13 protein-coding genes, 1 other RNA gene and 2 pseudogenes are annotated in these 22,064 nt (G+C 68.2%); all 16 read right to left on the bottom strand.

The window, feature by feature from the left end:
• Positions 1-338 precede the first annotated feature (338 nt).
• The 16 genes and pseudogenes from H9L41_RS11605 to ubiG all read right to left on the bottom strand — a co-directional run bounded on the left by H9L41_RS11605 (position 339) and on the right by ubiG (position 22,035).
• A complete protein-coding gene (locus H9L41_RS11605) occupies positions 339-1,757 on the bottom strand; it encodes an alpha-L-fucosidase (RefSeq protein ID WP_084300494.1) in 1,419 nt (472 codons plus the stop codon).
• Between the two features lie 67 nt (positions 1,758-1,824).
• A complete protein-coding gene (locus H9L41_RS11600; protein WP_028447136.1) occupies positions 1,825-3,912 on the bottom strand; it encodes an alpha-L-fucosidase in 2,088 nt (695 codons plus the stop codon).
• A gap of 153 nt (positions 3,913-4,065) precedes the next feature.
• Positions 4,066-7,032 (bottom strand): polysaccharide lyase family 8 super-sandwich domain-containing protein, encoded by a 2,967-nt coding sequence (locus H9L41_RS11595; RefSeq protein WP_051319224.1) that lies wholly within the window; start codon positions 7,030-7,032, stop codon positions 4,066-4,068.
• A 175-nt stretch (positions 7,033-7,207) separates the two neighbouring features.
• On the bottom strand, positions 7,208-7,912 hold the full coding sequence (locus H9L41_RS24690) for an alpha-L-fucosidase (protein WP_265584015.1): 705 nt from the start codon (positions 7,910-7,912) through the stop codon (positions 7,208-7,210).
• A 68-nt stretch (positions 7,913-7,980) separates the two neighbouring features.
• Positions 7,981-8,616, bottom strand: a pseudogene (locus H9L41_RS24685) (alpha-L-fucosidase); the annotation flags it as partial.
• An 84-nt stretch (positions 8,617-8,700) separates the two neighbouring features.
• On the bottom strand, positions 8,701-11,571 hold the full coding sequence (locus H9L41_RS11585; protein ID WP_028447137.1) for a TonB-dependent receptor: 2,871 nt from the start codon (positions 11,569-11,571) through the stop codon (positions 8,701-8,703).
• A gap of 83 nt (positions 11,572-11,654) precedes the next feature.
• On the bottom strand, positions 11,655-12,848 hold the full coding sequence (locus H9L41_RS11580; protein ID WP_028447138.1) for a glycoside hydrolase family 88 protein: 1,194 nt from the start codon (positions 12,846-12,848) through the stop codon (positions 11,655-11,657).
• Between the two features lie 343 nt (positions 12,849-13,191).
• Positions 13,192-14,244: a LacI family DNA-binding transcriptional regulator gene (locus H9L41_RS11575; protein ID WP_034607645.1), complete on the bottom strand. Its 1,053-nt coding sequence runs from the start codon at positions 14,242-14,244 to the stop codon at positions 13,192-13,194.
• Positions 14,245-14,708: 464 nt separating this feature from the next.
• Entirely contained in the window at positions 14,709-15,635 is a 927-nt protein-coding gene (locus tag H9L41_RS11570) for a sugar kinase (RefSeq protein ID WP_028447139.1), read from the bottom strand.
• Between the two features lie 237 nt (positions 15,636-15,872).
• Positions 15,873-16,921: pseudogene (locus H9L41_RS11560) on the bottom strand (LacI family DNA-binding transcriptional regulator).
• Between the two features lie 301 nt (positions 16,922-17,222).
• A complete protein-coding gene (locus tag H9L41_RS24680; protein WP_265584014.1) occupies positions 17,223-17,678 on the bottom strand; it encodes a S24/S26 family peptidase in 456 nt (151 codons plus the stop codon).
• Positions 17,645-19,765: a DUF2075 domain-containing protein gene (locus H9L41_RS11555; protein ID WP_265584013.1), complete on the bottom strand. Its 2,121-nt coding sequence runs from the start codon at positions 19,763-19,765 to the stop codon at positions 17,645-17,647. Before H9L41_RS11555 ends, H9L41_RS24680 begins: the two co-directional genes overlap by 34 nt.
• A gap of 20 nt (positions 19,766-19,785) precedes the next feature.
• Positions 19,786-20,136 carry a nucleotide pyrophosphohydrolase gene (locus tag H9L41_RS11550; protein WP_028447142.1) on the bottom strand — a complete coding sequence of 117 codons (351 nt, stop codon included), beginning with the start codon at positions 20,134-20,136 and terminating at the stop codon, positions 19,786-19,788.
• Positions 20,137-20,241: 105 nt separating this feature from the next.
• Positions 20,242-20,604: a transfer-messenger RNA gene (gene ssrA / locus H9L41_RS11545) on the bottom strand.
• Positions 20,605-20,650: 46 nt separating this feature from the next.
• Complete coding sequence (locus H9L41_RS11540; RefSeq protein WP_028447143.1) at positions 20,651-21,304, bottom strand: HAD family hydrolase; 654 nt, start codon at positions 21,302-21,304, stop codon at positions 20,651-20,653.
• Between the two features lie 14 nt (positions 21,305-21,318).
• The gene (ubiG, locus tag H9L41_RS11535; RefSeq protein ID WP_028447144.1) at positions 21,319-22,035 is read right to left on the bottom strand and encodes a bifunctional 2-polyprenyl-6-hydroxyphenol methylase/3-demethylubiquinol 3-O-methyltransferase UbiG; all 717 of its coding nucleotides are present in this window, start codon (positions 22,033-22,035) and stop codon (positions 21,319-21,321) included.
• Between the last annotated feature and the right edge of the window lie 29 nt (positions 22,036-22,064).

Genomic DNA, 22,064 nt, shown 5'->3' with positions numbered 1-22,064 from the left:
TCCGTCGACGAATCGCTATCGTTACCACAGGCGAGACTGTAACGCCGATTCGGTTCGGCGCGCTGCCGCGGCCGCGCTGTCCGGCGCATCGGTACGGCAGCGCTGGGGACGGGGATCGCATCGCGCTGGGTGGGCGAGGCGCAGGGCGATCAGGTCGCGCGCGGTCTCGAGCGGCGAGCCGGCCTGGCCGCGCCGACCTCGACCGGCTAGTCGAGCTCCTTGGGCCAGGCCCACACGCGGTCGGTCCAGATGAAGGCTGCTATGCATTCCCCATCAAGAACGCGGTTGTGGCGGCGGACCGCTGCCGCCGCGCCTGCCGCTCGCTGCGCGGAACCGGCCTATTTCAGCCAGAGCTCGACCACCGGCACCGCCACGGCGGGCTTCACCTGCGGCAGCGTCAGCCGGATCGAGCCCTCGGCGAGATTGCTGGTCAGGTTGTTGCCCTCGACCTGCTTCTCCGCTTCCTTGAACTGGATCTCGGAGCCGTCGTGCAGGAACTGGGCGTAGCGCACCTTGCCGGCCAGGCCGTCGAGCTCGATCGAGCCGATCGGGTAGTTCTCCAGGTGCAGGTAGAGCCGGTCGCCGCGCTGGGTGTAGCGGGCGCCGTCGGGCGCGGCGTAGGCGCTCGGGCCGGCGCCGTAGATCGAGCGGCCGTTGAGCCGGGTCCATTCGCCGAGCGCGGCCAGCCGCTCCTTGGCGCGCGCGTCGAATTCGCCGCGCGCATTGGGGCCGACGTTGAGCAGCAGGTTGTGGCCCTTGCTGACCGCATCGACCAGCAGCCGCACCACCTGCTCGTTCGACTTCCAGCTGGCCTCGTCGCGGTAATAGCCCCAGGAGCCGCTGAAGGTGGTGCATTCCTCGACCAGCTTGAGCTCGCCGGGAATGCCGCCGAACTTGGGCTGGTACTGCTCGGGCGTGTCGACGCCGCCGGGGATGTCGAGCCGGTTGTTGAGGATGATGCCGGGTTGCAGCTTGTGCACCAGCTCGACCAGCTTCTCGCTCTGCCAGTCGTCGCGGCCCTTGCCGCGGCCGTTGTCCCAGTCGCCGTCGCGCTTGGGGAAGGAGAAGTCGAACCACAGGTAGTCGATCTTGCCGTAGTTGGACAGCAGCTCGCGCACCTGGCCGTGCAGGTAGGCCGCGTATTTGCGGATGTCGCGCTGGCCGTTGGCCTTCCTGGCGGCTTCGTCGTCGCGCAAGGGATGCATGATGTCGATCGGGTAGTCCGGGTGGTGCCAGTCGATCAGCGAGTAGTAGAAGCCGACCTTCAGCCCCTCGGCGCGCAAGGCGTCGACGTACTCGCGGATCAGGTCGCGCCTGAACGGGGTGTTGGTGATCTTGTAGTCGGTGAGCTTGGAATCCCACAGCGCGAAGCCCTCGTGGTGCTTGGCGGTCAGCACCACGTACTTCATGCCGGCGGCCTTGGCGGCGCGGGCCCAGGCGCGCGCGTCGAAGAGGTCCGGATCGAAGGTGTCGAAATACTTCTGGTACTGCTCGTTGCCGAGCTTTTCGCGGTGCTTCATCCACTCGTGGCGGGCGCCGTTCGAGTAGAGGCCGAAGTGGATGAACATGCCGAAGCGGTCGTCGAGGAACCACTGGTAGTCGGCGTTGCGGTTGAGCGGGTCGGCCAGCGGCGGGCGGTTGGGTGCGGCCGCCGCCTGGGCCGAGGCGGCCGGCAGGGCCTGGGCGAGCGCCAGGCACAGCGGTGCCAGCGCCAGCAGGCGCTTGAGGCGGTGGGCGGGGCGATCGGCTGGGGTCATGGTCGTCTCCATCGTGTTCTCGGGTGGGTGCAGCCGGCCGTCGCCGGCCGGCCGCCTTGATTGCGGTTCAGCGCGTCAGCACGCCGAGCTCGGCGCAGGCGATCCGCTCCTGGCCGCCGCCGGCGCGCGTCAGCGCCAGGCGCAGGTAGCGGGCCGGCCGGGCCGCGTCGAAGCGGATGGTCTGCACCGCGGCATTGGCCTCGATATTGGCGAACTCGCCCTGCGCCGCGGGCTGCCAGTCGCCATCGTCGCGGCGGGCGTGGCAGGCATAGGCCAGCGGCGCGCCGTGGCCGGCCGGCAGGTGGGCCGCCGGCAGCAGGGTGAAGCCCGTCAGCGCGTGCTCGGCGCCGAGGTCGAGCGTCAGTTCGCCGCCGGCCGGGCAGCGCCAGAGCGTGGCCGGATCCTCGTCGAGCAGCGCCTCGGCGCCGGGTGCGCTGGCGGCGGCGATGCGCCAGCCGGCCTTGGCCAGGTCGAAGCTGCGGCTGGCGACGGCGCTGGCCTTGGTCCGCCGCAGGCAGACCGCCTTGACCGTGCCGCCGTCGGGCAGCGCGAACGGCGCCGCGTAGCGCGGCGAGCCGGCGCCGGGCGTGCTGCCGTCGAGGCTGTAGTGGATGGCGGCGCCCGGCCACTCGCTGGCGAGCGAGACCTGGCCGGCGGCGTTGCGCGCGATGGTCGGCGGCTCGAGCAGTTCCGGCTGGCGGAACAGCGCGAACTCGCTGATTGCCGGGCAGGCCTCGGCCTCGACGATGCGCAGCCGTACCCGGCGAGTGGTGACCGGCGCGGCCAGCCGCACCAGCCGCTGGCTGCCGATCGCCTGGTGGCGCGCGATCTCGCGCCAGCCGCCGCGTTCCTCGACGTCCAGCGCGAAGGTGGTGACGCGCTGGCCCAGCGGCAGGTATTCGCGCAGGCGGATCACGTCGAAAGTGGCGGGGCGGGGCAGCGTCAGCATCAGCTCGGCCTCGCGCACCGCATCGTCGCAGCTCCAGTAGGTGTCGCCGCGGCCGTCGAGTACCCGGCCGGCGCCGTAGGCCGCCGCGTTGCCGCGCACCTGGCTGGCCCGCGCGCGGGCGCCGCGGGCCAGGTCGCGGCCGAAGGTGGCGGCATGCGCCTCGCCCCACTCGCGCAGCACCTGGGCATCGCGCTCGGGAATGCGGCCGCGCCGGTCGGGCGCGAGGTTCAGCAGCAGGCCGGCGCCGCGGCCGACCGATTCGAATTCGATGCGCATCAGCCGACCGACGGTCTTGACCTGGTCGTCCTCGCGGGCGTGCCAGAACCAGCCGGGCCGGATCGAGACGTCGACCTCGGCCGGCCGCCAGACCTCGCCGCCGCGCACGCCGCCGTGGTTCTTTTCGATGCTGAAGGCGCCGCTGTCCATGGCGGCCCAGCATGGGTCGCCGGCATGGCCGTCCTCGTTGCCGACCCAGCGCAGGTCGGAGCCGCGCTGGCCCCAGATCGCGGCGTCGGGCTGCAACTCGCGCACGAGCTGCCAGGTGGCGGGCCAGTCGTAGTAGCGCGGCGCGTCGATCTGCCGCGTCTCGCGCGCGCCGCCGTAGTAGCCGTCGCCGCCGTTGGCGCCGTCGAACCAGATCTCGAAGAGCGGCCCGTAGTTCGTCAGCAGCTCGCGCAGCTGGGCACGGAAATACGCGAGGTAGGCCGGTCGGCCGTATTCGGCGTGGTTGCGGTCCCACGGCGACAGGTAGACGCCGAAGGCGAGATCCTGGCGGCGGCAGGCGTCCGACACCTCGCGCACCATGTCGCCCCGGCCGCCGCGCCAGGGACTGCGGCGCACGCTGTGCGCGGTATGGGCGCTGGGCCACAGGCAGAAGCCGTCGTGATGCTTGGCGGTCAGGATCAGCCCGCGCAGGCCGGCGGCGCGGGCGCTGGCGACGATCTGGTCGGCGTCGAAGTCGCTCGGATCGAACAGCGCCGGCGATTCGTCGCCGTAGCCCCATTCGCGGTCGGTGAAAGTGTTGATGCTGAAGTGCACGAAGGCGTAGCGCTCCAGCGCATGCCAGCGCAGCTGGCGCGCGCTCGGCACGGCGCCGTGGGGGCGCGGCGGCGCGAGCGGGATGGGACCGGCGGCCAGGGCCGGCAGGCGCGGGACGGCCAGGGTGGTGGCGGCCAGGCCCAGCAGGTTACGGCGCGAAAGTTTCATGGCAAGGATGGGAAAGGGGTTGCGGCCGCAAGGATGCCGCGGCGGACTTCGGAGGCGGCGGCGCGATCGCCGCTGCCGGCCGGTCGAGTCGTCATCGCGCGCGGCTCCGGTGATCTGGCGGCCGGCACCGCGAACCGGTGCCGGCCGCGCCGCTCAGTTGTAGTTCACGATCAGAACCGGCCGGTAGACCGGATTGGCGTTCTCGCGGGTGGAGTAGGACACCCAGGTGCCCGAGCTGTCGAGCGAATCGAGCAGGATCGACAGCTTCTTGTCGCCGGCCATGGCGTTGACGGCGGCCGCCGTGACGTCGAAGGTCACCGGCGTGCCGACCGCCGTCGGGGTCGCCCAGCTGGCCAGCGGGGTGGCCGAGGCCAGCGCCGGCTTGCTGTTCCAGGTGACCGAGCCCTCGGCCCAGCCGTTGCCGGCCAGCAGGAAGGCGCGGTTCTGCGGCGCGGTGGTGGGCACCCCGTCCGCCGTCAGCCGGATCTGGACGCTGGCGATGCTGGCGCCGGCCGGCGTGGCCGGCAGATCGAAGCGGTACAGGCCCTGGCGAATCCAGTCGGCGCTGGACGAATGGGTGACCACCGTGTAGCCGTTGAAACCGAACGCGGTCGCCGCGTAGCTGCCGCCGCGCACATAGGCGTCGGCCGCCGCGCCGACCGCCTTGGGCGCGTAGAGCGACACGCCGCCGAACTTGACGTTGAAGGTCTTGCCGGCCGAGCCGTTGACGTTGACGGTGAGGCGGAGGGTGGGAGACAGCTGGTTGACCGTGACGCCGGCGTCGGCGGAGATCAGGCTGGCGGCGCGGCGGCCGATCTCGAGCGTGATCGAGCCGGTATTGGCCTGGGTCGGATCGGACACGCCGATGCTCAGCTGGCCGCCGCTCTCGCGCAGCGTCACCGAGGCCTTGCGGTTGCTGGCGAGGTAGGGCAATGCGCCGTCCATCACCGTCTTGCCGGCGTCGTTCCAGAAGTTGACGCCGGTGACGTTGAGCGCGATGTCGCGGGCAGCGTGGGCTTCCTGCGAGTTCTCCAGCACCTGGATGGTCGGCGCCGCGGCGAAGGCCGCCGTCGTCGCGGCGGTCCGGTTCGGCAGCACCACGTAGGCATAGCTGCCGTTGCTCGGCGCGTTGCCGTGCGGGACCGCCAGGCTGAGGAAGTTGTTGCCGTAGGTGGTGGTCGGCCCGCTGTTGGTATTGATGTCGCTCCATTTGCCGCTGCGGCTTTCGCGCAGGGCATACAGGCTGGCGGTGCCGGGGAAGTAGTAGCCGATGCCGGCGCCGGCGACGTTGCCGTCCAGGTGGGCCCAGGACACGCCCGGCAGCGTGGCGGACCAGCCCAGCGTGGCCGGCTGGCTGGCGCCGTTCACGGTCAGGACGTTGTTGCCGGCAGCGAGCAGCTTGCGGTTGTCGACCACGGTTTCCACCGCGCCGGCGCTGCTGCTGGCGATGCCGGAACCGAGCGCCACCATCTTGTCGCCGAAGAAGAACCACGACTTCTTGCCCGCCAGCGTGCTGCCGGTGACCGGCGCGAGCGTGAACTGCATGCCGGCGCTGCCGTGCAGGCCGTCGACCGCGGAATTGCCGACCCAGTCGTAGGTATTGAGCACGTTCTCGTAGTTGCAGGCCGGCACCTTGGTCGAGCCGTCGGTGGTGACGCCGGGCAGGCGGGTGAGGTTCACCGTGGGCCAGAAGTTGCCGTTGAACTGCGCCTGGTCGGCGGTATAGAAGTAGGTCATGCCCAGGCCGGTGTACCAGCCTTTCCAGTTCTCGGAGCTGCCGCACTCGAAGGCGGAGATCTTCTTGGAGAAGGTGCTCAGCGCGATGCCGAAGCCGGGTGCGAAATGCGTCACCCGCTGCATGCCGGCGAAGTTGAAATTGCCGTTGAGCGGCGATGCCGCGACGATCGACGCGTCGTTCATCACCGCCGTGAAATTGGCGATGTCGTAGGGCGGCAACCCCGAGTAGTAGTTGGTGTAGCTCGTGCCGGGGCTGCTGCAGCTATCGACGTAGCCGTTCCAGCTCGTGTCCTGGCTGGCCCAGGCCTTGGCGACGCCCTTGAGATAGGCGGCCTGCGCGGCCGGCGCGCCGTTGGCGAAGCGCAGCAGGTACTGCGCGAAGGCCCGCCCGGTGCCGTGGTCGCCGGGACCGCAGCGCGAGACGCCGCGACCCTTGACCGCATCGGTCATGGCGCCGTTGAACACCAGTGGCACGATGGCTTTCGACATCCAGTTCCACACGTTGCCGGCATTCGGGTCGGTGATGGCCCAGCTGGAGCCGTTCAGCAGGATGAACAGGCTCGACAGCCCGCCGATGACCGCGGTGCCGTAGCCGCCCATGTAGGCATGGGTGGAATGCTGGATGAACGAGCCGTCCAGGTAGAAGCCGTCGCCGCTGGCGACGTAGAGGAACACCGGGCTGATCTTGCTGGCCGCAGCGGCGATCTTGCCGCCGTTCTTGCCGAGGATGCCGCGCAGCGCCACCGCCAGGCACAGGTCGACCAGGTTGCCGCCGGTGGCGACGCTCACCGTGTTGTACTTGCTGATCCAGTTGGAGCAGTCGGGCACGAAGCGGTCGACCGCCGCGGTGTAGTTGGCGACCTGGGTCGCGTTCAACTGGTCGTAGACCAGCAGCGCCGTGGTCATCGAGGCCTGCGAGGCGGCGAATTCCAGGTCGGCCCAGCTGGTGATGACGGTGCCGGTGTTGTAGAGGTTGGCGTGCATCCAGTCGAGCGCGGCCACGATGTCCGCCGCCAGCGCCGGGTCGCCCTGCAGCGACGAGCCGGTGGTGGCGTAGGCGATCGCCATGCTGCGCAGCCTGGCGTAGTTGGCGGCGGCGTCGCTGCCGTTGTCGGTGACGCCCACGTCGTCCCACAGCCGCGTGCGGCCGGCTTCCTTGTGCAGGTTGTTCCAGGCGGTCTGCGCGGTGGCGGTGATGCGCACGATCGCGGCGGCGATGTCGGGGTTGGCGGTGTCGATGCCCGGCCCGCCGGTCTGTACCGTGATCCATTTGTTGCGCAGCGTGTCGTATTCGTCGGCCTGGGCGGCGGTGCCGAGCAGCGCCAGCAGGGTGAGCCAGGCGGCCAGCAGGGCGCGCCAGGGCGGTATCGGTGGCAGATGCATGATGTCGTCTCCATTCTTGGTCAGGGTCGAGATCCGTCCGTACCGGTCTGGGCCGGTATCGCGACAGGTCGATTCCAGGTTCCGCTGGAACGGTCGTGCCGCATCCCCGCCAACCGGCGAAGCGCGTTCGATGCATGGATCGAGACCGGCCCGGCCGGGCCGCTGCCGGACCCGATCAGGGCTGCTTCAGGAACAGCTCCACCACCGGCGCCGGCACTTCCGGCTTCACCGCCGGCAGCTTCAGCCGGATCGCGCCTTCGCTCACGCCGGCATGGACGTAGCTGTGCCAGTCCTTCTTTTCCGGCTCCTCGAACTGGATTTCCGAACCGTCGTGCAGGAATTGCGCATACCGCACCTTGCCGGCCAGGCCGTCGAGCTCGATCGCGCCGATCGGGTAGCGCTGCAGGTGCAGGTAGAGCCGGTCGCCGCGCTGGGTGTAGCGCGCGCCGTAGGGCGCGGCGAAGGCGCTGGGGCCGGCGCCGTAGATGCTGCGGCCGTTGAGCCGGGTCCATTCGCCGAGCGCGGCCAGGCGCTCGCGGGCGCGCGGCTCGAATTCGCCGCGGCCGGTCGGGCCGACGTTGAGCAGCAGGTTGTTGCCCTTGCTGACCGCGTCGACCAGCAGGTTCACCACCGCCTCGGACGATTTCCAGGCCAGGTTGTCGCGGTCGTAGCCCCAGGATCCGTTGAGCGTGGTGCATTCCTCGACCAGCCTGGTATCGGCCGCGGCGCCGGCCCTGGGTTGGAACTGCTCGGGCGTTTGCACGCCGCCGGGCAGGTCGAGCCGGTTGTTGAGGATGATGCCGGGCTGCAGCTTGCGAACCAGCTCGACCAGCTTCTCGCTCTGCCAGTCGTCACGGCCCTTGCCCTTGCCCAGCCCCACTCGCGGTGCCGGTCGGGATAGGAGAAGTCGAACCACAGGTAGTCGATCTTGCCGTAGCGGGTGAGCAGCTCGCGCACCTGGCCGTGCAGGTAGTCGGCGTATCTCTTCATGTCGCGCGGCGCTTGCCTGGCCGCTGCGTCATCGCGCTGCGGGTGGAAGCCGTCGACCGGGAAGTCGGGGTGATGCCAGTCGATCAGCGAGTAGTAGAAGCCGACCTTGAGGCCCTCGGCCCTCGCCGCCTCGACGTATTCGCGCACCAGATCGCGCTTGAACGGGGTGTTGGTGATCTTGTAGTCGGTGAGATCGGAATCCCACAGTGCGAAACCCTCGTGGTGCTTGGTGGTCAGCACCACGTACTTCATGCCTGCGGCCTTGGCCGCGCGAGCCCAGGCGCGGGCGTCGAACAGGTCGGGGTCGAAGGTCTCGAAATACTTGCGGTAGGCCTCGGACGACAGCTTTTCCTTGCTCATCACCCACTCGTGCCGGCCGGCGTTCGAATACAGGCCGAAGTGGACGAACAGGCCCAGGCGGTCGTGCTGGAACCAGCGGTAGTCGGCGTCGCGGTTGAGCGGATCGGCCAGCGCGGGGCGGGGAGGGCCGGCCTCCGTCGCCAGGACCGGGGTGGTCGGCAGCGCCAGTGCTAGGGCGAGCGGCAGCAGCGCGAGGCGCCTGAACCGGAATACGGGTCGGATTGTCGTAGGCATGGGATACCGGGGGGCTTCGTGGCGTCGGCGACGCAGTTACGCCTGCGGCCGCCGTGCTTGGGCGGCCGCAGGCGGCGGGGTGCATCAATACTTGTAGCGAAGGCCCAGATAGTACTGGCGGCCGCTGTTGTAGAAGCCGGTGGTCGCCTCGAACGGCACCGTTGCGGTCGGCGCGTTGTAGTAGCGCAGTTTGGGATCGTTGAGGTTCAGGCCTTCGAAGCTCAGCGTCAGGTTCGGCGACACCGTGTAGTTGAGCGCGGCCGATAGCGTGCCGGTCGGTGCGAGGTAGTTCTGCGAGCCGCCGTAGAGCCCCGTCCGCATCTTGCTGCGATGCGAATAGGTCAGCCGCGCGCTGAAGGTCTCGTTCTCGAAGTAGCCGCCCAAGGTATAGGTGTCGCGCGACGAGCCCAGCATCGGCTGACCGTTGTTCTGGCCGCTGGTCTCCTCGGCGTCGGTGTAGGCGTAATTGGCCTGGACGCCGAAGCCGTAGCCGAGCTCCTGCTGGTATCCGAGCTCGATGCCCTGCGAGCGGCCCGTCACCATCACCGGTGCGGTCACCAGGGTGTCCATCACCTGCGGGCCTCCCGCGCTGGCCGGTACGGCCGGGTTGAACAGCCGCTGCAGCGTGGTGCCCGAACTGACCAGCGACTTGAAGTCGAGCAGGAAGAGCTGGGCCGACAGCAGCGACTGCTTGGTGAAGTACCACTCGGCACCGAGGTTGTAGTTGTAGGCGAGGTTGGGGCCGAGCTCCGGGTTACCGCCTGAACCGGTCGACGGCGGATTGAGCGCGGTGTTGTATCCCAGGCCGACGGTGGCGCCGAGCGCGCTGTAGTCGGGGCGCGACAGCACCTTGGCGGCGCCGGCGCGCAGCACCAGGTCCGGCGTCGCGTCCCAGGCGATGTTGGCGCTGGGCAGCCATTCCTGGTAGTCCGACTCGGTGGTGAACTGGATGAAGTTGCCGAAGCGCGAGCCGGTGAAGAGCGTCGCGCCGGCCGGCACGAAGTTGCCGGCGACGCACTGGTCGACCTGTGCCTGGCTGCCGAACGCGATCGGGTTGTAATTGGGCTTGGCCGGGTCGTTCTGCGGCACGCCGCAGGGCACGCCGCGGTTGGTCCGGACCGAAACCTCGGTCTTGACGTAGCGCAGGCCGAAGTCGCCGCGCCAGTTGTCGCTGGCGAACTTGGCCATGGCATAGGCCGCCGAGGTGTCTTCCTTCACCTTGAACACGCCGGCCACCGGCAGGTTGTAGGCCGGGTCGTTGCTGAAGTTGGCGTCGGACCAGGCGACGACGGCATCGGACGAGATGTAGGGCGTGCTCGCGCCCGCCGAGCCGACGCCGCCGAGGCTGGAACCGAAGTTGCCGGGGAAGGTGGCGCCGTTCCAGCCCGGGATGGTGGTCAGCGTCACGCTGCCGGTGCGGTCGGCGTTGATCGGCGCGGAGCCCTTCATCGGCCGCGAGCCTTCGCGCTCATGCGCGGTCTGCCGGATGCCGGCCTTGAGGGCTGCCAGCAAGCCGCTGCCGGGCTTGTACTCGAGATCGAGCTTGCCGTAGGTCTCGCTGTCTTCGCTGCGCTGCAGGCTGAAGCTGTTGTCGGCGCCGGAATTGCCGGGCAGCGCCGAGAAGCTGGCGGCGTTCACGCCGTTGGGCAGGCTGAACGACACCGGCGTGTCCATGCCGTTGAACTTGTAAGCGGTGGTTACATTGGGCAGGAAGATGTAGTTCCAGTACAGGTAGCTCTCGCCGGTCGCCTCGGTCCGGCCGAGCTGGCCCGCCAGGGCGAGCTTGTCGCTGATGTCGTACTTGAATTCGCCGTTGAAATACTTGGTCTGCGACGAGGCCTTGGGATTGGCCTGGGTCTCCAGCTGCGCGCCCATCGCGTTGCCGCTGTTGGCGAAGGTGGCGGCGGTAATCAGGTCGCCCTCGACGGTCACATCGGTCGGCACCACGCCGCCGTTGAGGGAGTTGTTCGGCCGCAGCACCAGGCGGTTGGCGGTATAGCTGGCGTCGAGTTTGGAGTAGAAGGCATCGAAATTGAGCGACAGCGCGTCGGTCGGCCGCGCTTGCAGCCCGATCATGCCGCCGCTGCGCTTGCGTTCCTGCTGGAACAGCGTGTCGACCGCGCTGTGGATGAACAGCTTGTTGGCCAGCTGGCCGCCATTGGCCTGGCCTGCCGCGGTATTGGCGCCGACGCGCGCCCAGTTGATCTCGGCCTCGCTGTCGCGACGGATATGGCGCTGCTGGCTAAAGGCCTGGACCATCACGCCGAAGGAGTTCGCCTCGTTCTTCCAGTTGAACAGCGCGCTGAGCTGCGGGTCGGTTTTCTTGGCAAAGTCCGAATAGACCGCCTGCAGATTGGCGTCGAGCGTCAGCTGCTGGCGGAACTCCAGCGGCCGGCGGGTCACGATGTCGACCGAACCCGAGATGCCGCCTTCGGCCTGGTCGGCCTGTGGACTCTTGTGGACCACCACCTGGCTGACGATCTCGGACGGGAACAGCAGGTAACTGACGCTGCGCGCCGCGCCCGAGGTGCTAGTGCCGGCGCCGCCGGCGACCTGGTCGGCCGGATCCCAGTCGGCGGTGGCCACGCCATGGCCGTTCACCGTGGTCAGCGCCAGGCTGGGGCTGGTGCCGCGCAGGCTGACGCGGTCGTTCTCGTCATAGCCGCCCTGGCCGCCCGATCCGGTGATGGTCGAGACGCCGGGCAGCTTTTGCAGCGTGTCGGCGACGTTCTTGTCGGGCATTTTGCCGATGTCTTCGGCCGTCGCCACCTCGGTCACGGTGTCGGCATTGCGCTTCCTCAGCAACGATTTCTGCTTGGATGCGCGGATGCCGGTCACGGTGATCTGGTCGGCCGCCGCCGTGGCCGTCGTGCCCTCGGCCGCCACGGCCGGCGCCGCCGCCCCCAGCATGGCCAGCGCGACCGCCAGCGCCACGGGGGTGGGCCGGTAGCTCATCGAACCTTCCTTGCATTGAAACATTGCCGTCTCCTTTATGTATGGCAAATGGAACTGGTGCTGCATGGACGCGGGCCGGCGAGTCAGCTCGCGTCCGGTGGTGGATCGGTCCGCCAATGGGTGCGCCAGCCGCGCGTCGCGCGGGCCAGCGCCTCGAGGTAGAAGTAGTCGCCCCACAGGCTGGCCTCGTCGACGCCCTTGCCGTGCGGCTTGCTGTAGACGCCGTGCAGCAGCAGTGCGTCGGAATCGGGAATGCGGCCGGCGCAGCGGGCGGCCAGCGAGGACAGGATGTGCAGCGCCGCGGCGCGGTAGCGGCGGCCGCGCGGGTCGTCGGCCAGGTGGCCGGCCAGTTCGAGCAGGCCGCAGGCGGCGATGGCCGAGGCCGAGCTGTCCCACGGTTCGCCGCTGCCGTCGCCGTAGGCGAGATCCCAGTAGGCGATGCCGTGCTCGGGCAGGTGGGCGAGGAAGTAGTCGGCCTGGCGGGCGGCGACCTCGAGCAGTCCCAGCTCGGGCGCATGGCCGTGATTGAGCGCGAAGCCGTAGATGCCCCAAGCCTGGCCGCGGGCCCAGCAGGAATCGTCGGCGGCGCCTTGGGCGGTGCTGCCGTGCAGCGGTGCGCCGGTCTCGACGTCGAAATGGAAGGTGTGGAAGCTCGAGGCGTCCGGCCGCACCAGGTGGTCGCGCGAGTGGACCAGGTGGCTCAGCGCGGCGGCGCGGTAGCGCGGGTCGTCGCTGGTGGCGCTGGCCCAGTGCAGCAGCGGCAGGTTCATCAGGCAGTCGATGATGATGCGGCCGCGCTGGGCCGGATCGTCGAGATCGCCCCAGGCCTGGATGATGCCGGCGGTGGGCAGGTAGCGCCGCAGCAGGCAATCGGCGGCGGCCAGGGCGGTGCGGCGCGCGTCCGCGTTGCCCGTGAGCTGCCAGGCCGCCACGCAGGACGGCGTGTAGAGGAAGCCCATGTCGTGGTGGTCGATGTTGATGCGCCGCTCGAGCCGCTCGGCATAGCCGGGCAGGTGCGACTCGGCGCTGCGGCGGTAGCGCGGGTTGCCGTCGAAGACGTAGGCCTGCCACAGCAGGCCGGTCCAGAAGCCGGTGGTCCAGCCGGTATTGGCGCCTTCGGCATGGCCGTCGAGCCGGCGCGGCGAGTAGACGTTGCCCTCGGTGGTGCCGCCGGGAAACTGCGCCGGGAACTGCAACTGCAGCGCGGCGACCTGTTCCAGCGCCTGGCGCAGCGCGGATTCCAGATCGGGTGGCGGGAACGGGGCGGGCGAAGTCATCGTTGCGGGTCCTCTCGTGAAGTGGGTAGGCGGTTGCGCTACCGGCGGGCCGCCAGGCCGCGTGTTTTGTAAAGGTTTCCAGCGATGGCCGGACAGAGACCGGCGATGGCTGGGCGTGGCGGGTGTGCTGCAGGCGGACGGACGTGTCGGACCGCCCGGTTCGGGTTGCACAAGGTGTCGATCGGCCTGGCCGGGACGCTCGATCCGGGCGTATCGGCCTTGGCGCGGTGACGCCGGCCGGCTTTCGAGTTACCGGTATCATTGGTGTGGATGCCGAGCGCGGTGGCGGACATGATCGATTCAGCGGCGGAGCGGGAAGGGGAGGGCGGGCGCACGCATCGGGCTAGTCCTGTCGGTCCGCGCGCTGCCGCACATCGGGCGCCGGGCCGCAGGAATCGCGGATCACCAGCTCGCTGTTGAATTCCACCCGCCTGGCGATCTGCCGCTCGGTGCCGATCCGCTGCTGCAGCAACTCGACCGCGGCCTCGCTGATCTCGACCAGCGGCTGGCGTACCGTGGTCAGCTTGGGATGGACGTGGCCGGCCGACGGGATGTCGTCGAAGCCGACCACCGAGATGTCGGCCGGGATGCGCAGGCCGTGCGCCTTGATCGCGTCCATCGCGCCGAAGGCCATTTCGTCGTTGGCTGCGAAGATGGCGGTGGGCGGCTCGGCCAGCGCCAGCAGGCGGGTCGCCGCCTCGAAGCCGACCGACTGGGCGAAGTCGCCGTCGACCACCCATTCGGGCCGCGGCACGATGCCGGCCTGGCGCAGCGCGTCGAGGTAGCCGCGCTGGCGCTCGCGGCTCTGGCCGGTGTAGGCCGAACCGGCGATGAAGGCGATGCGGCGGTGGCCGAGCCCGGTCAGGTGCCGCACCGCGGCGAAGGAGCCGTGGTAGTTGTCGCCGCGCACCACCGGCAGCGCGGTCTCGTCGTGCCAGTAATTGAGCAGGACCACCGGCAGGCCGCCGCGCTCGAAGTCGGCCAGCATGCGCGGGCTGGCGCCGGGCATGAACACCAGGAGGCCGTCGCAGATGCCGCCGAGCACCTGGATGACGTTGTCGCCGCCCGCGCGGTCGGTGGCGTCGAACTGGCTGTTGGTGTAGATGACCAGGTTCATCCCGGTCGCTTTGACCGCCTGGCCGATGGCGCTGATGATCGAGGTCATCGACTGCGACAGGATGCTGCCGACCAGCAGGCCCAGCACATGGGTGCGGCTGCCGTTGAGCACCTTGGCCGACAGGTTGGGCAGGTAGCCGAGCTCCTCCACGGCGGCCAGTATCCGCTCGCGGGTCTTGGCCGCCACGCGGCCGGTGCCGTTCAGCGCGCGCGAGACGGTCATCGCCGAGATGCCGAGCTTTTCCGCGACGTCGTAGATGGTCACTTGGGTATCAGCCATGGCGGTACCGGCCTTTGCGCTGCGGTCGGGACGGGCGCACGGCATCCGGCGCCGGGGCACGGGTATCGAAGTCGTGGCGCACGATGCTGGGTGCCGACCGGATCCTTCTCATCTGTCCGATTCCATTCGTGGTCCGCTGCGAGCATTCCGGCGGAACAGTCGCGCCTGAGTGAGGGAGAGAACTCCGTCCAAGCCCGACTTTGCCGTCCAGTGTTAAGGGTAACACTCAATGTGGAAACGTTATCATCGATTGTGTAAACGTTACCACTATTTGTGCGGGACCCGATCGATTTCATGCTCGGCGCAACATCCTGCGCAGGTTCGCCTGCCACCTCGAGCGATCGGACGACGGTGACGGTGAAGGGCGGCTCAATAGGCAGATCGAGCCGGCCAGCCGATTGGTTGGCGAAATATATAGTCGAATCAGTAGCTTGGATGTACGGCTCGCCGCGCCGCGAATGGGGTCAGGCCGGCATCGCGCGCGGCGGGATCGCGCCCCGATGGGCGAGCTTGGCCGCCGCCAGCCGATTGGCCTGCCGCGCGGCGGCGACCGGGTCCAGGCCGCGGGCGAGGTGGAACAGGAAGCCGCCGTTCCAGGCGTCGCCTGCACCGGTGCTGTCGACCACGCTGTCCACCGGGTCGGCCGCGACCCGGTGGCCGACACCGTTCACCGCCAGCCGGCAGCCGTCGGCGCCGCACTTGAGCGCGACCTGCGGCCCGCGGTCGGCGAAGGCGTGCAGGACGGCTGCCGCGTCTTCGTCCGACAGTCCGAGCAAGGCGGCATCGGCCGGATGGCTGGGCAGCAGCCAGTCCACCAGCGGCAACAGCGAATCGAAGGCGGCGCGGGCAGCCGGCAGGCCGCCACGGCCGGCCCACAACCGGGGCCGGTAGTTCGGATCGTAGGCGACCCGTACGCCATGGCGTCGCGCGATGCGGGCGGCGGCGTGCGTAGCGGCTTCCGCCCCCGGCGAGATCGCCTGGGTGATGCCGGACAGCAGGAGGCAGCCGGCGGAGGCCAGGTAGCTTTCGTCGAGCTGCTCGGGCAGCAATTGCGACGCGGCCGAACCGCCGCGGCGGTAGGTGAATTCACGTTCGCCGCCGGGCAGCAACGAGATGAAATAGATGCCGTTCTCGCCCGCGACCAGCGGCGCCTGCGCAGTGTCGACGCCCTCGGCCTGCCAGGCCGCGCGCAGGCCGGCGCCGAACGGGTCGTCGCCGACCCGGCTGACGAAGCCGGTACGTGCGCCGAGCCGGGCCGCCGTCACCAGCGTGTTGAGCACATCGCCGCCATAGGCGCGCTGCAGCGTCGGGGTGAGGCCCAGGGGTTGGTCGGCATAGAGCTCGACCATGCATTCGCCGATGCCGACGAGGTCGAAACGAGGTGGGGTCATGCGTAGTGCTCCAGATGGATTCGGTTGGCGTATTGCCCTGCATCGGCCGGCATTGCGGCTTGCGGTCGAGGGCCTGGCCATGTTGTGACGTCGACTCGGTTTACCTCAGAGTAAGGGCTTGAGGAGACTGGAGAGTTACCGGTATCAGTCATTGATGAAAGATTTGGAAAGCTTGCGATCCTGGTCGTACTCGGTGGATTGCCGCCGGTTCGGGCCGGGTCGCCCGGCATGAGTTCGCTAGCCGCTAGCCATCGGCGCCGTAGCGGCAAAGCCGGGCGCCGGGCCGGTCGAGGCGCGAATCACCAGCGTGCTCGGGAATTCGAGGCGCTGGCTTTCCATCGGCTGGCCTTCGATGCGGGCCTGCAGCAACCGGATGGCGGCGTCGGTCATCTCCTGCAGTGGCTGGCGGACCGTGGTCAGCTGCGGATAGACGGCGGAAGCGGCCGGGATGTCGTCGAAGCCGATCACCGAGATGTCCTCGGGATGCGCAGGCCGCGCGCCTTGAGCGCATCCATCGCGCCGAAGGCCATCTGGTCGTTGGCGGCGAAGATCGCGCTCGGCGGCTCGGCCAGGGCGAGCAACTGGCGAACCGCCTGGAAACCGCACACCTGGGTGAAGTCCCCGTCGATCTGCAGGCCGGGATCGACCGGCAGGCCGGCATCCGCCAGTGCGTGGCTATAGCCGAGCTGCCGTTGCTGGCTCTGGCCGGAAAACGAACTGCCGCCGATGAAGGCGATGCGGCGATGGCCGAGCTCGACCAGGTGCCGTATCGCGGCGCGCGCGCCGTGGTAATTGTCGCCGCGCACGGTGGGCAGGCTGGTGTCGTCGAACCAGTAATTGAACAGGACGACCGGCAGGCGGCCCTGCTCGAACTGCTTGATCGCCCCGTCGACCGCGCCGGGCAAAACCAGCAAGAGGCCGTCGCACAGGCCGCCGAGCAAGCGGCCGATGTTCACCCGCGCCGGAGTGCCGAGGCGGGAGGTGGTGTTGTAGATGATGAGGTCCAGCCCCAGCCGCTCCACTGTTTCGCTGACCGCGTTGACGACCTCGGCGACGAAGGGCGACTGCAGGTAGCTGACGGTGAGCCCCAGCACGTTGCTGCGGCCGCCCTTGAGCACGCGGGCAGTCAGGTTGGGCGAATAGCCCAGCTCGGCAGCGGCGGTCTGGACCTTGGCCAGCGTTTTCTCCGCGACGGCGCCGGTACCGTTCAGCGCGCGCGAGGCGGTGACCAGCGATACGCCGGCCCGCTTGGCGACGTCGATCAGGGTTGCTTGCGTGTCGGACATGTCCCATCCATTCCTGCCGAAGCCGGGCCCATGGTCCGGCTCGGTCTGCCGATATGCCGGGCGCCGTCAGGGCTTCCGGCTGCGATATGGCGCATGGTCGTTTCAATGAGCGGCAACGATAGCATGGAAGGAAACGTTTCCTTCGTTTCGAAGGACATCGCGCCCGGGCCGTTGCGACAATGCTCCACCACTGACTCGGCTGGCTCGATCCCAGCGAGGAAGGCACCGGTACTCCCGGTCCGGCCGAGGCTGGACCGATTAGGAGAACGCTCGAAATGGTCTCGCCATCGTAAGCGATGGGCTAACGTGCCGGCCGGTGATCCTTATCGCGTAGGCGACGCCATCGGCTACCGGGGACAGCCGCATGAACCCGGATACGACACTGCGTCTGCCGGGAGGGAAGGGCCTCGAATTCACGGGCATCGTGCGGTATCACCATCAAGAACTCGGCGACCACGTGTAGGTGCTCCTGGTCGTCCGCCAGCTCCAGGACGATCGGTCCATAGCCGGGATGATCGGTGTCCGGCTTCAAGATGATCCGCCGGTGACGCCAGTTGCCTTCGTCCGTCGCCAGTTTTTCGCTGCTGTAGACCTTGATGGTGTAGCGGCCTCCCGTATCGGGATCGGCGATGTCGCGGTGCTGCACCACGACGACCTTGCCCTCCCGTGTCCCGGAAGGGGCTGCCCTGAACAGGCACCACGCATGGTTGGGAATTCGCCGGTTCATTGATTCACCGACGACCTGGGCGACGAACATGCCAGGCTGGGGCGGATCCAGTCGGGTGGTACAACCCAGTCGACGGCACCATCCTCCAGTACCTGCATGTCCGAGAAGGCTCCCGCCGCGAATCGCAGATCCACGACGGGCAAGGCCGGCGTACCTGACGCGCGCTCGGATTCCGAAACCTTGCGCAAGGATAGGACATTGCATGCGGTGGCTACGGCCGTCGCGGCATCGTCGGCATCCGCACCGCCGGGCCTGCTGCTGCTCAGGCGAGAACGCAGGTATTCCGCCAGGGCGGGATCGGCGCAGTAGACGTAGCATCCCTTCATGCCTCGCGTCATGAGCGTGCGGTAGGTGTTCTTGACGATCGAATCGGCCAGTTTGCCAGCGTCCTCGGGGCTGGATTCCAGCAGCCGCTTCAGCCCCTTGACCGACTGGTCCGACGGAGCCCGTCTTGTCGCATCGCTCACGATTCGGCCATCGCGATAAGCAAGGTCCGGCCCGATGATGACGCCGACGTAGTCCAGCTCCAGCCCTTGGCAGGTGTGGATGCAGCCGATCTGCTCGACCGAACCGGGTGTCACGATCCACAGGCTGCCATCTTTGTCCAGGTTCCAGCGGCGCCGATAGTCAAAGCCCGGGAGTTCGATGTCCCAGGCCTGGGGATCCTTCTTACTGAGCCATTTCCAGCAATAGCCGGCGACGACGCGCGAGCGGTTGTTGACCTGGTTCTTCAGTTCGATCAGCGCATGCATCTGCTTCGGGTCGTCGAATACCCTGAAGTCGTATTCTCGGGTATCCAAAGTCTGGTTGGCCGTCTCGCGGATATCGAGCGAGTGGTCCAGCCAGGCCAGGTAGCCGTCCGAGCCATTGCAGCGGAATTGCGAGGACAGCTCGAGTTCGGTGACTTCTGCACCGCATGCGGCCGCATGGCGCCGCAATTCCTCCGCATGGCCGATGTCGTGAATCGTGACCCGCTGGTCGTCATCGACGAAAAACACCGTGCAGCGTGCGGCGCGGATCACCTCGCTGATCTGGTTGTCGCCCATGTTGCGGTACAGGCCGCTCTTCTCGTTGAGGCGGTGAGCCTCATCGACGATCAGGGTGTCGTAGGTATCGGGTGCCGCGTCGACGAAGGCACCGGAGCCGCTGAACAGGTTGCTGATCCGGGTCTTCGTGAAGGTGCCGGTGAGCTTGGCCTCGTAGACTGCCCGCGGTGCGGCGTTCTTCGATACGTAACGGGCGTTGCGATGGCGAGCCAGCAGCGCGGCCAGCAGGTTCACCGCCAGTACCGACTTCCCGGTCCCTGGGCCGCCCTGGACGATGACGACCTGCTTGCGCCGTTCGGCTTGCATCTCCACGGCCAGTACGGTTTCGTAGACGACCTTCTGTTCGTCGATCATCACGAATTCGGTCTTGCCGCGCAGCATGCCGGCCACGCTGTCGGCCAGCATCTTCGTTGGCCGGATCCGGCCGTGTTCGATGGCATAGAGCGCGCCGCGCCGGTCGCCGTGGCGCACATGCTCGCGGATGAAAGCCTGCAGTCTGGCCCGTTCGCGGGCCAGGAACAGCGGTGCGCGGGCAATGTGCTCCCGGTAGTGCGGATGGTCGATTTCGCCGTCGCGCGGATGGTTGTGAAGGTATGCGCACGGCTGCACGGCCACGGCGCCGTCCTGGAGCGCGCTGTTGAAGTCCTGCAGGTAGGCCGCGTAGGACCAGGCCTGGTAGGACGGATGCGTCCCCTCCCGTTCGCCGGAGCGACCGCCGCGTCGAGCCCAGACGATGGCGTCCTTCTCGCTGCGCCGCGATGTAGACCACTGCTTCAGCTCCACGATGATGAGCTTCGAGCGCGCCTCGTCGTCTTCTCCGGCGATCAGGAAGTCGATGCGCTTGGCGGACTGGGGTAACTGGTATTCGATCGCGATGCCCGCGTCGGCCGGAATTTCGTCGTCCTGCAGTACCTTGGCCATTTCCAGCAAGGAGTGCTTCCAGGCCTGAACTTCGGAGGACCCGGCACCGTGCCCCGTTGCGGAGCGGTAGTGGCCTGCGATGATGTCCTCGATGTCCTCGCGCAACGCATGGTGCAGGAACTCGCGCTTGTTGGCCTGATAGATGATCAAGGAGCGCTCCCGGCTGACTTTCAGAGTTGATCGTACTTCTTGTGTGTCCCTTTGGCCCGTTCGACGGGGTATTTCTCGCCGTTGACGCGCATCTTGTCCTGCGCTGCCGCGATCGGGTCGATGCCCAGCGCCGCGCACAGCTGGATCAGGTATAGCAGCACGTCGGCCGCCTCCGCCGCCACGGCATCGCGGCTTTGCGCTGGCAGGGTGCGACTCTGCGCCTCGGTGAGCCACTGGAAATGCTCAAGCAGTTCGCCTGCCTCGACGACAAGGGCGGATGCCAGGTTCTTCGGGGAATGGAATTGTCCCCAGTCGCGTTCCTGCGCGAATTGCTGCAGGGCATGCGTCAGTTCTTGGAGTGAGTCGCTCATCTCGACAATCCTGGGTCGTGATCGATCCGGCCAATCCCGCTTGCGCCGACATCGATCGGCCATCGGGCAAGAAAAAGGGCCCGGAAATGATCCGAGCCCTTGCATTGGTGGAGACGGCGGGAATCGAACCCGCGTCCGAAAGCCCTCTGCGGTGAGTTCTACATGCTTAGCCTGGTCAATTGGATTTAACGGGTGACACGCCGACCGGCAGGCTTGGCACACGCGAGTCGCCTTGGATTTGACACCCCGTCAAGCGACCCGGCGGAGTGCGATTTCATGTGAATAACGCTGCCGCCGGTTGCCCGGCCCGACCCATGAACAAATCGGTGCAGCGTCTAGCCGGGATTAAGCGGCCAGAGCGTAGTTTTCGTCGTTTGCGACTATAACGTTTCAGTGTTTAACGGGGTGACTGAAATCCCGGCATGCCCCCAGCCGCTTTGTAACCCCCGTCGAAGCCATGTCGTCCCCGAAAAGAATTTCTCAGCACTGCCAGAGAAGTCGAACAGTATACCGCTTAGGCCGCGAGCAGGGCCAATAGTTCCAGCGGATGCTGGATGCGGTGGTCGGCGCCCCATTCGTGCGGCCGGTCGGTGTGCGCGATATAGCCGTAATCGGCCAGCACCGTGGTCATGCCGACCGCACGGCCGGCCGCGATGTCGCGCTCGGCGTCGCCGACGTACCAGCAGCGCGCCGGGTCGACGCCCAGCGCTTCGCAGGCGTGCAGCATCGGCTTCGGATCGGGCTTGGCGACGCCGACCGTGTCGCCCGACACCACCACGGCCGGCGGCACGGTGAAGCACAGCGCCGGCACCAGCCGGTCGGTGAAGCGCATCGGCTTGTTGGTGACGATGCCCCAGGCGATACCGCGCGCAGCCAGCGTCTCGATCAGCGTGTTGACGCCGTCGAACAGCACGGTGCAGTCGCAGAAGCCGTGCTCGTAATGGTCGAGGAAGCGCAGCCGCAGCGCGTCGAAGCCTTCCGCCTCGCGATGCAGCGAAAAGCCGAGCTCGACCAGGCCGCGCGCGCCGTGGCTGGCGATCGGGCGGATGTGCTCGTGCGCCACCGGCGGGCGGCCTTCCTCGGCCAGCAGGCGGTTCAGCGCGCCGCCGAGATCCAGCGCGGTATCGGCCAGGGTGCCGTCGAGGTCGAACAGGATGGCTTGGGGCAGATCGGTCATCGTGGTCAGTTCTTGCGGCAGGCCAGCAGGTAGTTCACGCCGGCGTCGTCGTTCAGGTGATAGGTGCGGGTCACCAGGTCCATGCCCATGCCCTTGAGCTCGACCAGCTCCAGCCCGCTGCCGCGCACCATGCGGGCGAGCTCGGACGGCTTGATGAACTTGGCGTAGTCGTGGGTGCCGCGCGGCAGCAGGCCGAGCAGGTATTCGGCGCCGAGCACTGCGTGCAGATAAGCCTTGGGATTGCGTGCGATCGTGGAGAAGAATACCCAGCCGCCCGGCTTCACCAGCCGCGCGGTCGCCTCGACCACGCTGGCCGGCTCGGGCACGTGTTCGAGCATCTCCATGCAGGTGACCACCTCGAAGCTCGCCGGTGCCTCCGCCGCCAGCGCCTCGACCGCGACATTGCGGTAGGCGACCTGCACGCCGCTCTCCAGGCCATGCAGGCGAGCCACTTTCAGCGATTTCTCGGCCAGGTCGATGCCGGTCACCGTGGCGCCGAGCGCGGCCATGCTCTCGGCCAGGATGCCGCCGCCGCAGCCGACGTCGAGCACGGTCTTGCCGGCGAGGCCGGCGTGGCCGTCGAGGAAGCCCAGCCGCAGCGGATTGATGTCGTGCAGCGGCTTGAATTCGCTGTCGCGGTCCCACCACTTGTGGGCGAGCTCGGCGAACTTGGCCAGTTCGGCGTCGTCGGCGTTGCGGTGTGCGGTCGTGGTGTCGGTCATGGCTGTTCGTCCTGGATTCGAAAGGATGC

Origin of the sequence: Chitinimonas koreensis (assembly GCF_014353015.1) — a bacterium.
Classification (GTDB): domain Bacteria; phylum Pseudomonadota; class Gammaproteobacteria; order Burkholderiales; family Chitinimonadaceae; genus Chitinimonas; species Chitinimonas koreensis.
The sequence above is the reverse complement of the archived record's forward strand: the minus strand, read 5'-3'. Positions and strand labels throughout refer to the sequence as shown.

Excerpts from the sequence above, each read along its gene's own strand:
- H9L41_RS11605 (WP_084300494.1), bottom strand. The coding sequence starts at position 1,757 with ATGACCCCAGCCGATCGCCCCGCCCACCGCCTCAAGCGCCTGCTGGCG.
- H9L41_RS11600 (WP_028447136.1), bottom strand. The coding sequence starts at position 3,912 with ATGAAACTTTCGCGCCGTAACCTGCTGGGCCTGGCCGCCACCACCCTG.
- H9L41_RS11595 (WP_051319224.1), bottom strand. The coding sequence starts at position 7,032 with ATGCATCTGCCACCGATACCGCCCTGGCGCGCCCTGCTGGCCGCCTGG.
- H9L41_RS11585 (WP_028447137.1), bottom strand. The coding sequence starts at position 11,571 with ATGAGCTACCGGCCCACCCCCGTGGCGCTGGCGGTCGCGCTGGCCATG.
- H9L41_RS11580 (WP_028447138.1), bottom strand. The coding sequence starts at position 12,848 with ATGACTTCGCCCGCCCCGTTCCCGCCACCCGATCTGGAATCCGCGCTG.
- H9L41_RS11575 (WP_034607645.1), bottom strand. The coding sequence starts at position 14,244 with ATGGCTGATACCCAAGTGACCATCTACGACGTCGCGGAAAAGCTCGGC.
- H9L41_RS11570 (WP_028447139.1), bottom strand. The coding sequence starts at position 15,635 with ATGACCCCACCTCGTTTCGACCTCGTCGGCATCGGCGAATGCATGGTC.
- H9L41_RS24680 (WP_265584014.1), bottom strand. The coding sequence starts at position 17,678 with ATGTTCGTCGCCCAGGTCGTCGGTGAATCAATGAACCGGCGAATTCCC.
- H9L41_RS11550 (WP_028447142.1), bottom strand. The coding sequence starts at position 20,136 with ATGAGCGACTCACTCCAAGAACTGACGCATGCCCTGCAGCAATTCGCG.
- ubiG (WP_028447144.1), bottom strand. The coding sequence starts at position 22,035 with ATGACCGACACCACGACCGCACACCGCAACGCCGACGACGCCGAACTG.